At 70.4% G+C, this 12179-nt stretch carries 9 protein-coding genes, 1 tRNA gene and 1 pseudogene; 5 read left to right on the plus strand and 6 right to left on the minus strand.

Features of this window, described 5'->3' with window-relative positions; all coding sequences use genetic code 11:
* Positions 1 to 63 precede the first annotated feature (63 nt).
* Positions 64 to 408 (plus strand): hypothetical protein, encoded by a 345-nt coding sequence (locus AVL59_RS38915; protein ID WP_067314005.1) that lies wholly within the window; start codon positions 64 to 66, stop codon positions 406 to 408.
* 44 nt (positions 409 to 452) lie between these two features.
* Here the strand turns inward: AVL59_RS38915 and AVL59_RS38920 are convergent.
* Positions 453 to 527: transfer RNA gene (locus AVL59_RS38920), tRNA-Val, on the minus strand.
* 192 nt (positions 528 to 719) lie between these two features.
* On the opposite strand from AVL59_RS38920, the gene AVL59_RS38925 reads away from it, so the two are divergent.
* From AVL59_RS38925 to AVL59_RS38935, 3 genes and pseudogenes are all read left to right on the plus strand, one after another.
* Complete coding sequence (locus AVL59_RS38925; protein ID WP_067314007.1) at positions 720 to 1490, plus strand: DUF4097 family beta strand repeat-containing protein; 771 nt, start codon at positions 720 to 722, stop codon at positions 1488 to 1490.
* Positions 1491 to 1618: 128 nt separating this feature from the next.
* Positions 1619 to 2911: a coiled-coil domain-containing protein gene (locus tag AVL59_RS38930; protein WP_237281950.1), complete on the plus strand. Its 1293-nt coding sequence runs from the start codon at positions 1619 to 1621 to the stop codon at positions 2909 to 2911.
* A gap of 78 nt (positions 2912 to 2989) precedes the next feature.
* Positions 2990 to 3493: pseudogene (locus tag AVL59_RS38935) on the plus strand (DUF4383 domain-containing protein); the annotation flags it as partial.
* 23 nt (positions 3494 to 3516) lie between these two features.
* On the opposite strand, the gene AVL59_RS38940 reads toward AVL59_RS38935, so the two are convergent.
* From AVL59_RS38940 to AVL59_RS38950, 3 genes are all read right to left on the minus strand, one after another.
* A complete protein-coding gene (locus AVL59_RS38940) occupies positions 3517 to 4641 on the minus strand; it encodes an amidase domain-containing protein (protein ID WP_067314015.1) in 1125 nt (374 codons plus the stop codon).
* Between the two features lie 159 nt (positions 4642 to 4800).
* Complete coding sequence (locus AVL59_RS38945) at positions 4801 to 6087, minus strand: polysaccharide deacetylase family protein (RefSeq protein ID WP_067314017.1); 1287 nt, start codon at positions 6085 to 6087, stop codon at positions 4801 to 4803.
* 57 nt (positions 6088 to 6144) lie between these two features.
* Entirely contained in the window at positions 6145 to 8373 is a 2229-nt protein-coding gene (locus tag AVL59_RS38950) for a transglycosylase domain-containing protein (RefSeq protein WP_418361211.1), read from the minus strand.
* Positions 8374 to 8611: 238 nt separating this feature from the next.
* Here AVL59_RS38950 and AVL59_RS49920 point away from each other — a divergent pair, with 238 nt between their 5' ends.
* The gene (locus tag AVL59_RS49920; RefSeq protein ID WP_079147208.1) at positions 8612 to 8818 is read left to right on the plus strand and encodes an FmdB family zinc ribbon protein; all 207 of its coding nucleotides are present in this window, start codon (positions 8612 to 8614) and stop codon (positions 8816 to 8818) included.
* Positions 8819 to 8832: 14 nt separating this feature from the next.
* Here AVL59_RS49920 and AVL59_RS38955 read toward each other — a convergent pair whose 3' ends face one another.
* Together AVL59_RS38955 and AVL59_RS38960 are read right to left on the minus strand one after the other, a co-directional pair.
* On the minus strand, positions 8833 to 9645 hold the full coding sequence (locus AVL59_RS38955; protein WP_067314019.1) for an HAD family hydrolase: 813 nt from the start codon (positions 9643 to 9645) through the stop codon (positions 8833 to 8835).
* The gene (locus AVL59_RS38960) at positions 9645 to 12173 is read right to left on the minus strand and encodes a phosphoribosyltransferase (protein ID WP_067314021.1); all 2529 of its coding nucleotides are present in this window, start codon (positions 12171 to 12173) and stop codon (positions 9645 to 9647) included. The genes AVL59_RS38955 and AVL59_RS38960 overlap by 1 nt, the downstream gene beginning before the upstream one ends.
* Positions 12174 to 12179: the final 6 nt, after the last annotated feature.

The raw sequence follows: 12179 nt of genomic DNA on the forward strand, positions 1-12179 counted from the left end.
CCGTTCGCGTGAACCCCACAGCCGAACTCGCCACTCAAAATCGAACAGGCGTAGCATTGCCGCGTGGCTACGACCTATGAATTCCCCAGTGACCTCCTCGCCGGTCAGGAGGAGCTGCATCAGGTCCGGGCCGAGCTGTCGGCCCTGCTCAAGCGACTGCCCTGGTCGGTCGAGCCGATGGACGGTTTCCACGACGACAACGGCTGGCGCAAGGTGGAGCGGCCCGCCTCCCCCGGCTGGACGGCGGACGAGCAGGCCGAGGTGGAGAAGCTGCGGCGGCGGGAACACGAGCTGGCGGTGTTCGTCAGCGGCCACCGCTTCTGGGCCGAGGTCGCGTCGGCGGAGCGGGTCGGGGCCCGCATGAAGCTGAAGCAGGCCCACGAGGAGACGGCCGAGAAGAAGACGTGACACGAAAGCCCCCGACCGGCACCGGTCGGGGGCTTCGCTTCTCCTGGTGGGCGCGGACGGTTTCGAACCGCCGACATCCTGCTTGTAAGGCAGGCGCTCTACCCCTGAGCTACGCACCCGTTGCCCGGACCATGCACCCAGGACGAGTCGACAGCCTACCTTGCCGGGGGCACTGCACCGCAAACCCGAACAGGCGGCCCCGCCCCCATGCGGGGGTTATCCCCACCCCCGGTCCGGGAGCAGGCCGGATCACGTCCGCGGGCGTAGATCATTTACGGTCTCCACAGACCGATCTCAGGGGGATTTCCCGCATGACCCTTCCCGTTCCCGTCCGCCCGGTCGCCGCCGGGCTGCTCGTCGGCGCACTCGTCGCCGGCGTCAGTGGCTGTGGCGCCTCCGCGGGCGACGACAAGCACCCGGACCACCGGTCCTTCGCGCTGCACGGCCGTACCCTCACGGTCGACTCGGACAACTCGGAGCTGGAGGTGGTCGCCGCCAAGGGGAACAAGGCCGGCACCGTCGAGGTGACCCGGTGGTTCCAGGGGTCCGTGATGGTCGGCAGCGGTCCCAAGGTGAGCTGGTCCTTCAACGACGACCGGCTGGTGCTGCGGGTGCACTGCTCGGGGTTCGTCGCCGACTGCTCGGCCCGGCACCGGATCGAGGTGCCGCGCGGGATCTCCGTCAAGGTCGACAACGCGAACGGCGACGTACGGGCGCACGGCTTCACGGATCCGCTGGCCGTCACCACGAGCGAAGGAGATGTGCACGTCACCGACTCCGACGGGCCGCTGAACCTGGACTCCGACGACGGGTCGGTGCGCGCCGAGGCCTCCTCGCGACGGGTGCGGACCACCAGCAGCGAAGGGTCGGTGCACCTCGAACTGAGCGCCGTGCCCGACCGGGTGGACGCCGACAGTGACGACGGGGACGTGACCGTCGCGCTGCCCCGGGCCGCCTATCACCTCAGGACGGGGGCCGACGACGGGGCGGTGTCCGTGTCGGTGCCCCGCGACGGCAGGAGCGCGCACGCCGTGTCCGCCCACTCCTCGGAAGGGAATGTGACGGTGCGCACGGCGAACTGACCGGCTCGTGTGTTCGTCCTGTACAGGTGGGAGAATGACTGCACGCAGGGCGAACCACAGCACGGGAGAGGGATGTGACGGCGACACCCCGAGGGGCCTCCGGTCCGGTCCGTGACACCCTCACCCTGATGATCCTGCCGGTGCTGGCCGCGCTGGCGCTGCCCGCCGCGTTCGCCGGCGGTGGCACCCGGCGCTGGTTCGGCGGACGGTCGGAGGGCCTGCGGGCCGAGGCGCAGGCCGCGAAGGACGCGGCGGCCGCCGCGTTCTACGAACTCGACACCGCTCAGCGCGACCTCAGGATCTCCGTCGAGACCATCACGGCGGTCGACGACTCCCCCGCCGCCCGGCGCGCGGTCGCCGACTTCGAGGCGCTGGGCCGGCGGATCGACGAGGTCAGCCGGCAGTACATCCAGGCCGTCGACGCCCATGACCTCGACCGGGACGATCTGGAGGCCGGGGCTGCCGCCCGCGCGCGCGGCGAGTTGACCGCGGCCAAGGACGAACTGGTCCGGGTCAGGCAGGAGCTGGACCGTTTCGGCAGCTCGCTGGCGCCGCTGCTCGGCAAGGCCGAGACGCAGCTCGCCCGGGTCGCCCCCGCCGTGGAGCGGGCCCGGCAGGCGCTGCTGGGCGCGAGCAACGCCCTGGACGCGGCGCGGCAGACGGGCCTCGCGGCCGAGGATCTCGCCGCGCGCCTCGCCGCCCTCTCCCCCGAGCTGACGAAGCTGAACCAGGGCGCCGGCCGGCACGGCGTGGCGCAGACGCTGGAGCGGGCCGAGCGGGTGCAGCGGGAGGCCGCGGCGATCCGGGCGGAGGCCGAGCGGCTGCCTCAGAAGGCGGCCGAGATCGATCACCGGCTGGTGAGCCTGCGTACCCGCGCGCAGGCGCTGACGACCCGGGCGGGCCAGGTCGACCCGGTGCTGAGCGAGCTGCGGCGGCGGTTCGCGGCCGCCTGCTGGCAGGATCTGCAGCAGGTGCCCGCGCAGGCCACGGAGAACGTACGGCAGGCCGAGCTGAAGCTGCGCGAGGCCCGGACCGCCCGGGACGCCCAGCGCTGGGCGGACGCCACTTCACTGCTGTCGACCGTGCGGGCCCTGCTGAACAGCACCGACGAGGCGGTGTCGGCCGCCGGTGACCGGCTGAACCGGCTGAACACGGTGCAGAAGGACCCGCAGCAGGAGATCGAGCGGACCCGGTTCGCGATCCGGGACGCCCAGCGGCTGGCCATGACCGGGCGTACGGCCCCGGATCCGCGGCATGCGCGGCCGCTGGACGACGCGGTGGCCCGGCTGGAGCGGGCGGCCGGCACGCTGGAGGGCCGGCACCCCGACTACTGGCACTTTCTGACCGAGACCGAGGCCGTGCGGCGGACGGCGGCCCGGGTGGTGGCACAGATCCGCGAGGAGCGCGGCGGCGTCCACTGAGCCGTTTGCCGCCGGTGCGTCCCGGGCGGATATTGGGACATACGTATGGCCTCCGCTGGCACACGTAAGGAGGCGGATATGGCCACACATTCAGTGCACCAGGAGACGCGGCGGCGGATCCGGCTCGACGATCATCTGCCCGTCGACCACCGCCTGAACACGGTCTACCGGATCGGGGCGGGCGTGATGGGCGCGTTCCTGGTCGTCTTCGGCATCTTCGGCGTCGTCGACCACATCGGCTTCTTCGACACCGGTGGGAACACCGTCGTCGGCCTGAACACGAACGGAACGCTCAGCGTCCTGTCGATCTGCGTGGGGCTGCTGCTGCTCGTCGGCATGGTGATCGGCGGGAACTTCGCCTCGACGCTGAACATGACCCTGGGGATCCTGTTCCTGCTCAGCGGATTCCTGAACCTGTCGCTGCTCGACTCGAAGTACAACTTCCTGGCCTTCAAGATCCAGAACGTTCTGTTCAGCTTCGTGGTCGGCCTGCTGCTGATGGTCTTCGGGATGTACGGAAGGGTCGGCTCGACCCTCCCGCACGACAACCCGTACTGGCGGGCCCGCCACCCCGACGCGTCATAGGGGCGGCGGGACCGGCGGCATCAGGTGCGGTAGGCGTAGAAGGCCGCGCCGGGGTACGACGCGACGAGGCTCGCCACCGACCGGTTGTAGGTGTTGGTGGAGTGGTACGTCACGTACGGCACGCCCTGCGGGCTGCGGTAGGTGACGATCATGGAGTGGTCCTTGGACCCGTCCCTGTTGAAGTCCATCTGGAGCACGTCACCGATGTCCAGCTGGTAGACGTTGGCGAGGCCGGTGACGCGCTTGGAGGACAGGGCGAACCAGGAGAACTCGTTGACGCCGACGAACGAGTCCGACTGGATGTCGGCGTTGCCGAACCACTTGTGGAAGTCGTTCGTGTAGCCGGGTACGTGCTTCCAGCCGCCCGCCTTCAGGGTCTGGCTGACGAAGTTGGTGCAGTCGCCGCCGGCTCCCTGCCCGTTGTAGTCGGGGTAGTCGGGGTTGTAGTTGTTCCAGTACCTGGTCGCGTACGCCACCATGGCCTTGTAGTCGTAGGCGCCGGTGGTGGTGTTCTTCGGGCTCGCCGGCGCGGGCCACCTGGTGGCGGCGCGGAGCGCCTCGGGCGGGGCGTCGTCGGCGGGGCTGGCCTTCACGGAGACGGGCGGCTGCTTGGCCACCTGGTTCACCGCGATGTAGCCGTTGTCGGTGTCCCGGACGTCGGTCAGCTGCCAGTTGCCCTGCTGGTCGGCCCTGAAGGTCAGCTCGTGGTGGGCCTGGAAGCCGGTGGTCTTCGGCTCCTTGCCCCTGACCTTCTTGTAGGTCAGCGTCGTGGTCTCGGTGACGTCCGCCTTGGCGGTGCGGCCGGTCACCCGCGTCGCGTCCAGCGTGACCTTGGTGCTGCCGGCGCTGTACTTCTCGCCCAGCTTGGCGAGGCGGGACTTACGGCCGTGCAGTTCGGTCAGCGCCGAGCTCTCCTGGCGGGACTGCGACGCGGACAGCTTGACGTCGCCGGAGAAACCGGACGTGGCCCGCTTCCCGCCGCCCCCGTCCACCAGGGCGTCGGTGCGGTCGGTGAAGACCGCGTCGGCCAGCTTCTGGAAGGTCGCCTTGGTCGCGGCGTCCACCGTCGGGTCGTCGACGACCGCCGCGCCCGCGCTCCAGTTGGGCACCAGGGCGACTCCGGCGACGACAGAGGCGGCGGCCACCGTGACTATGCCGGCGCGACGCCTCTTACGGCTCAGTTTTCTAGATTTCAATGATGTTCCCCTCTACACCGGTACACCTACCGGGGGAGGGCATCTTCGCATGACATGTGTGGCTGTTGTGAAGGGGGTTGCACAAGTGGAACCGACGCCCCGCCGACGTCACTTGACGACTGCGGACCAATCGGGCGACTGGGCCGGATCGAGGGCGCGCAGCCGCTCCAGGGTCGCGGGCTTCTGTACATCGAGCCAGTCGGTCAGTTCCTTGAAGGAGACGCACTTGACGCCCTTCTTCGTGCACACGTTCTTGACGACCTGGTCGATGGACTTCATGTAGATGCCGCCGTTCCAGTCCTCGAAGTGGTTGCCGATGAACAGCGGCGCCCGGCTGCCGTAGTACACCCGGTTGAAGCCGGCCATGTACGAGTCGACGGTCTGCTGCTCCCACTCGGGGTACTTGGCCGGATCGCCCTTGGTCTCGCCGTCGGACTGGTTGTAGAGGAAGTTGAAGTCCATGGACAGGCCCTGGTACTTGCCGTTCTCGTACGGCAGCATCTGCAGCGGAAAGTCCCAGATGCCGTTCTTCTTCGCCGGCCATATCTGGAAGTCGCCCGGTGAACTGGCGTCGTAGCGCCAGCCGTAGCCCTTGATGGCCTTCAGCAGGTTCGGCTGGCCCTCCAGGCAGGGCGCGCGGCCGCCGGTGACCTCTTTCTTGAAGTCGAAGGGCAGCGCCGGAATGTCCTTGAATCCGGTGTTGGTCTTCCAGTGCTCCACGAAGTCGTAGAACTGGTCGATCTCGCTCTTCCACTCCTCGACGCTCCAGTCGCCGCCGCCCTTCTTGCCGCAGAAGTGGCCGTTGAAGTGGGTGCCGATCTCGTTGCCGTCGTTGTAGGCCTCGCGCAGCTGCCCCAGCGTGGTGCGTATGTGGTCGTCGGTGGCGTAGTCGATCGCGGCGTCGCCCGGGGAGTGCATCGGGCCGTGGTACTGGGCCTTCTTGCTCTTGGGCAGCAGATAGATGCCGGTGAGGAAGAAGGTCATGTGGGCCTTGTACTCCTTGGCCATCTCCCGGTAGTGCGAGAAGAGATGGTCACTGCCCTCCAGCCCGCCGTCCCAGGAGAAGACGACGAACTGGGGCGGCTTCTCACCGGGTTTGAGCGGCTCGGGCTTCAGCTCCCCCTTCTGGGGCCCGGTGTAGGAGGTGGAGCCGTCACCGAGGATCTTCGTCTTGCCGTCCCACTTGGGTTCCTTGGCGGGCTTCGTCGCAGAGGTCTTGGGGCTGTCCTTGGCGGACGCGGCGGGTGTGGTGTCGTCCTGGTGGTTCAGCACCAGGAAGCCCGCGACCGCCGAGGCGACGGCGAGCAGAGCGGCCAGGGTCTGCAGCCCGAGGCGGCCGGGCCGACGGCGGTCTTTGACCCGGCGTCGACGGCCGGTACTCGGCTTGTTGTTCATGCGGGGCTCATTCTGCGAGGGGGGCGGGAAGTCGGTGCGGGGCATGGGCCTCGGGGGTCAGCCGAGGCCCATGGCATGAGCCCAGATGCCGTACGGGACGTCGTCGGCGGACGTGCCGGCGAGGCCCTTGAGCGGCAGCGGTTCGAGGCTCTTGGCCAGGTCCATGCGGTAGACGACGACGGCGGTCGACACCGAGGCGGACGTGCCGGCGTACCAGGCGGCGGTGTCGTCCTCGGTGGTGCCCGCCTTGCCGGCCGCGGCCGGGCCGGACGCGGCCGCCGGGTGGGTGGTGCGCAGGGAGTCCGCGAGTGCCTGGGAGACGTCCTCGGCCACCTGGGCGCCGACCGCCCGCCGCGGGGCGGGGGTGCTCAGATGGACCGCCGCGCCGTTGCGGGTGATGCGGCGCACCGAGTACGGCTCGGTGTGCATGCCGGCGGCGGCGAACGTGGCGTACCCACTCGCCATCCGGATCGCGCTGGGCGTGGAGTTGCCCAGGGTCAGGGCGGGAACCTGCGGACCCATGCTGGAGTCGAGCAGGCCCGCCGCCACCGCGGTCTCGCGCACCTTGTCCAGGCCCGTGTCCATGCCGAGCTGCATGAACGGCGTGTTCACCGACTGTGCGAGGGCCTTGCCCAGCGTGATCTGCCCGTAGGACTTGTTGCCGTCGTTGTGGGCGGTCACCTTCCGGCCGCTGCGGTCCCAGTAGGGGCCCTCGGGCGTGGTGACGGCGACGCCGTCGTCGCCGTCGTACACCGTCTCGGGCGTGACGGGCGTCGGAGGTCCGCCGCGGGTCTTGCGGACTCCGTGTTCCAGTCCGGCGGCGTAGTCGAACGGCAGGAACGCCGAGCCGGCCTGGACGGTGGCCGCGTTGGACTCGTTGTAGCCCTGCTTGCGGTGGTCGGGGCCACCGTAGACGGCGAGGATCCGGCCGTCGGCGGCGACCGAGGCGGCACCGTAGTGGGCGGTCTTCGCCGCGCCGGCGTGGCCCCGCTCCGCCTGCTTGCGGGCCTTGGTCACGGCGTCGGTCAGCGCCGTCTCCCGCTTGCGGTCGAAGGTCGTGTAGATCTGGTAGCCGCCGAGGTCGAAGTCCCGGTCGGAGATGTGGCCGGCCTTCTTGGCGTACTGCTGGGCCAGCTCCACCAGGTAGTCGCTCTGCTTACCGGTGTCGTAGACGCGCCCCGCCCTGAGCGGCTCGGGGAACGTCTTGTACCGGGCGCGCTGGGCCGGAGTCAGTTTGCCGATGTCGACCATCCGGTCCAGGATCCAGGACCAGCGCGCGACGGCCCGCTTGTGATTGGCCGCACTGAGGGTGGGGTCGTAGAGCGCGGCGCCCTTGAGCATGGAGGCGAGCACTGCCGCCTCGCCGGCGTTGAGCTGACTGACGTCCTTGCCGTAGTAGGCCTGGGAGGCGCGCTGGATGCCGTAGGTGCCGCGGCCGAACCAGCTGGTGTTGAGGTAGCCCTCCAGGATGTCGTCCTTGCTCATCTTGTTGTCGAGCTTGAGGGAGATCATCGCCTCGGTGAACTTGCGGCCGAGGGTCTGGTTCTGGTTCAGGTAGACGTTCTTGACGTACTGCTGGGTGATGGTGGAACCGCCCTCGGTGTCCCCCTCCCCGATGGTCCGCCACACGGCGCGGCTGATGCCTTTGACGGAAATGCCGGGATCGGAGTAGAAGCTCGCGTTCTCCGCCGCGAGCACCGCCCAGCGGACCTGCTCGGGTATGTCCTTGAGGGGCATGTCCTGGCGCCGCACCCAGCCGGTACGGGCCATCGGCGTCCCGTCCGACCAGAAGTAGACGTTGTCCTGCTGGGTGGCGAAGGTGTTGAGGTTCTTCGGTATGTCCGTCATCTCGTAGGCGACGACGAGGAACAGACCGAGCAGGACGAAGCCCGACAGCGTGGAGCCGAGCCACTGGCGCCAGGAGGGTATCCAGCGGCGCCAGCCGGTGCGGCCGGGGCGCGGGTACAGCGGCTTGAGCCGCCGGGCGTACGGGGCGAGCGGAGCCAGCCGCGGACCCGCGGTGGCCCGCAGGCGGTCGAGTGCCGCCGTGGCGGCGCCGGTGGCACGGCTGTGCACCGGCAGGCGGGCGCTGCGCCGCCGCTCGGCACGTCCGCCGGCGGCGGGTGGCTCCGGTGACGGGGGCACACGCAATTGCATGGTGGCATCCGCACGGAGGGCGTCGACCCTCAGATGCAGGGTCTCGTCCGCCTTCGGTGGCTGCCGCTCCTCGGACCGGGCGCTGTCGTCGTCCTCGCGGCCGTCTGACCGCTGCCCTGACTCGGCCAAGGCTGCGTCTCCCCTCGCAGTGGTGCTTGCGCGCGCGGTCAGACTCAGCAGAAGGACACGGCCGCGCTGGTGGGCGCGGCGCGATGGACCCCCCTCATCCCCCGGTCTTACGGCTCCTCGCGGTTCAGCCAAGCTATCAGCGATCTTTTCAAAATCTCCGCACAAGTATCGGGCAGATCCGAACACTCATGAAACTTTGAACCGCTGTGAGCAGCGCCACTCCGGTTAACCTGTGCCTATGCCTCGCTACGAGTACCGCTGCCGCACCTGCGGCGACACATTCGAACTCAGCCGTCCCATGGCGGAGTCCGCCGCCCCCGCGAGCTGCCCCGCGGGGCATGACGACACGGTGAAGCTGTTGTCGACGGTGGCCGTGGGGGGCTCGTCCACGGCCCCGGCCCCCGCCGGTGGGGGCGGGTGCTGTGGTGGAGGGTGCTGCGGCTGATCAGAGCGGTGCGTTCAGGCGGGCTGCCGTGCCGCTCGTAGAAACTCCCGTAGGATCCGCTCCCCCGCCAGGACCCCACGCTCCGGCAGCGCGCTGATCTGCGGTGCGCTCCAGCCGGCGTCGGCCAGCTCGCCGTGTCCCGGGCGCCAGCCCTGGTCGGCGGCGAGCAGCAGGTCGGCGTCGAGCAGGGAGTCCCCGGCGGCCAGGATGAGCTCGGCGCCGGTGCGGCGGGCGACCTCGCGCACGGCCGCGCTCTTGGTGAGCGGCTTCGGGACGGCGTAGATCTTGCGGCCCTGGAGCGAGACCGTCCAGCCCCGGTTCTCCGCCCAGACCGCCAGCTCCTTCACCCAGTCCTCGGGCAGCAGCTCGCGTTCGACGACCAGATAGGCGAACAGGTCCTCGGCGACCCGGTGCTTGCGCACCCAGGCGGGGTCGGCGGAGCTCGACAGGTGCTCGCGGATCTCCTCCAGCGGCGCGCACTCGTCGGCGAGCCGCGCCAGCACCGAGGCGTGCCAGTCCTGGTCCGTGACGCCGTCGACCAGCAGATGCCCGCCGTTGGCGCAGATCGCGTACGCCGGCTGGGGTCCTGGCAGGTTGATGCGCTGGTACTGCTTGCGGGTGCGGGTCGTGGTCGGCGCGAAGACGGCCGCGTCGCCGACGTCGGTCAGCAGCTGGGCCGCGGTCTCCGTCAGGTAGGACAGCGGCTTGCTCTCGTGGACCTCGACACAGAGCAGCCGGGGCGCCCGCGCGTCCGGCATGGTCAGCGCCAGGGCCGCCGAGGAGTAGATCAGCGTGCGGTCGAGGTCGCTCGCCACCAGCACCGGCATCAGACGTTCACCGCCTTGCCGTCGGCGCCCGTGGCGCCCCGGGTGTACTTGGGGTGGATCAGCCCCACGCAGGTGTACGGCAACTCGCCGACCTCCTCCACCGGAACCCCTCTCTGCTCGGCCAGCAGCCGTACGTGGTCGAGGTCGGCGCCCGCGCCGGCCTTGGCCAAGATCTTCCACGGCACCCGGCGCAGCAGCACCCGGGTGGTCTCGCCGACGCCGGGCTTGACGAGGTTCACGTCGTGGATGCCGTACTCCTCGCTGATCCGCTCGACCGCCCGCCAGCCCGCCCAGGTCGGGGATCGGTCCTCGGCCATCAGCTCCTTGACCGCCGTGCCGACCGTACCGGCCACCTCCGGGAAACGGGCGGAGACGGCGTCGAGGAAGGCCACGGAGACATCGGCGCCGGCGAGTTCGCGGTAGAACTTGGCGCCGTGGAAGTCATGCGGGCCGACCAGGTCCGCGCGCAGGACCGTACGCGAAATCAGGCCGGAAACCGTCGAGTTGAGGCAGGCGGACGGGATGAGGAAGTCCTCGCGGGTGCCGTAGGTGCGCACGCAGGAGCCCGGGTCGGCGAGTACGGCGATCTCCGGGTCGAAGCCCGTGATGCCCTCCTTCGCCTCGAACTCCTCGACGGCCTGGGCGAGTTCGCGGGATATCGCGCCCTTTCCGGTCCAGCCGTCGACGAAGACGACGTCCCTCGGGTCGTGGTGGGCGGCGAGCCAGCGCAGCGCGTTGGCGTCGATGCCGCGGCCGCGGACGATCGAGACGGCGTAGTGCGGGAGGTCGAGGCCGTGCCGGAACTGGGCCCAGCGGCGCATGAGCACACCGACCGGGGTGCCCGCGCGGGCCAGGGAGACCAGCACCGGGCGCGGCGACCGCTCGGCGATCACCGTCTCCGTCACCACGCCGACCGCCTGCGCGAGCCGGGCGGCCGAAGCGTCCAGGGCCGTGTGGAACAGATCCTGGTACTGCTCGCTCGGCTGGTACTCCACCGGCAGCGACTCGGCGTAGTGCGCCCCGCCGCTCTGGATGGCCTCCTCCCGTTCCTCGGTCGGCGCCTCCAGGGTCACGTCCGAGAGGTCCTGCAGCAGCCAGCCGACCTCCTCGGGCGCGTACGAGGAGAAGGCGGGGCCGCGGAGGGGCTCGGGCAGCATGGCCGGCCTTTCGGAGAAGGAGCGGGGCTCGGGGACGTACGAGGGGACGACCACGAGCAGGACGTGCGGGGTGTGGGCCGCGAGACGGGCCGCCAGCCCGTCCGGGGCGTGCAGCAGGGGGGTGTCGGCGACCGAGTCGACCACGGCGACGACGGCGTCGAAGCCGGCGCCCGCGACGTTGTAGGCGTAGCGCTCGCCGGGGCCGTCGGCCGGGTCGTCGTGGGCGGGGAAGGCCAGGCGGGTGCGTATCGCATAGCCCGGGTCGTCGACCGCGAGGACGGGCGAGCGCGTGGTGGTGGAGTAGCGCACCTCGGCGGGTATGAGCTGCTCCAGCTCGCGGGCCAGGCGCAGCGGGGCGTACATCAGCTCCTCGAAGCCGAGGACGAGGACGCGGCGGGCGCCGGTGGGCAGCGCGTCCGCTGTTCGAGCGGCCATCTGGGGCAGCGCGGCCTCCAGGCGGGCTCGGTGGGCGGGCGTGAAGCCGTGCCGGCCGCCGTCGGGGAGGCCTGGGGGCCAGTGGAGGTCGACCTTCACGACTCTGCCCGACCGGTGCGCCCCCTCAGGGGCGCGGGGCGAGACGTCATGCGGCTCCGCCGCGCGGCCGGGACCAGCCACCACGGACCCGCAACCGGCCACCGGCGTATCGTCGGCGGACGCGTACCGCGCGACCAGCTCCTGCCCCTTCTCCAAGACGCCTTCCGGCAACCGCACAGTCCCGGACGCGGCGGCGATGAGATCCACCCGCGCCCCGATCTCATCCGCGAACCGCTCCATCCGCGCGACGTCATCGGCGGAACGCATATCGACCAGGGCCACCACCACATACCGCCGCCGCGGATACCGTTCGTGCAGGTCACGGATGGTGTTGAGGACCGTGCTGCCCGTGGAGAACTCGTCGTCGACCAGGACCAGCGGACCGTCACCGGCCAGCAGAGCCGGGTCTTCCGGCAGCAAGAGGTGCGACGTGGCGTGGGAGTGCGACTCCTCGAAGCCGCCCGCCCGGGCGACCCCGGCCACCGGACGGCGCGTGGAGTGCAGGTACGGGGCGGGGCCCAGGCCGTCGGCCACCGAATGGCCCAGCCCCGTGGCGGTCTCCGCATAGCCGAGGACGACGGCCCGGGCGGCCTCCGCCTCGCCGAGCAGCGCGGCGACCCGGCGGCCCAGGCGGATTCCATGGCCGTAGACCACGGACGGCGACTGCGGCACGTGCTTGCCGAGCACGTTCGAGACCAGCAGATGGGCCCGCTTGGGGTTGCGGCGCAGCGCGAGCCCCAGCAGGGCCCTGAGCCCGTCGTCGCCCTCCAGTTCGACCCCGAGTCGCTCGGCGACCCAGCTGCCGGACCAGACCCCGTCGTTCACTGCGTGATTCATGCGTTC

It is taken from the genome of Streptomyces griseochromogenes (assembly GCF_001542625.1).
GTDB lineage: Bacteria > Actinomycetota > Actinomycetes > Streptomycetales > Streptomycetaceae > Streptomyces > Streptomyces griseochromogenes.

Bases quoted from the DNA above. Each gene is read 5' to 3' on its own strand.
- AVL59_RS38930 (WP_237281950.1), top strand. From the start codon at position 1,619: ATGATCCTGCCGGTGCTGGCCGCGCTGGCGCTGCCCGCCGCGTTCGCC.
- AVL59_RS38955 (WP_067314019.1), bottom strand. From the start codon at position 9,645: ATGCCGGTGCTGGTGGCGAGCGACCTCGACCGCACGCTGATCTACTCC.
- AVL59_RS38945 (WP_067314017.1), bottom strand. From the start codon at position 6,087: ATGAACAACAAGCCGAGTACCGGCCGTCGACGCCGGGTCAAAGACCGC.
- AVL59_RS38960 (WP_067314021.1), bottom strand. From the start codon at position 12,173: ATGAATCACGCAGTGAACGACGGGGTCTGGTCCGGCAGCTGGGTCGCC.
- AVL59_RS49920 (WP_079147208.1), top strand. From the start codon at position 8,612: ATGCCTCGCTACGAGTACCGCTGCCGCACCTGCGGCGACACATTCGAA.
- AVL59_RS38925 (WP_067314007.1), top strand. From the start codon at position 720: ATGACCCTTCCCGTTCCCGTCCGCCCGGTCGCCGCCGGGCTGCTCGTC.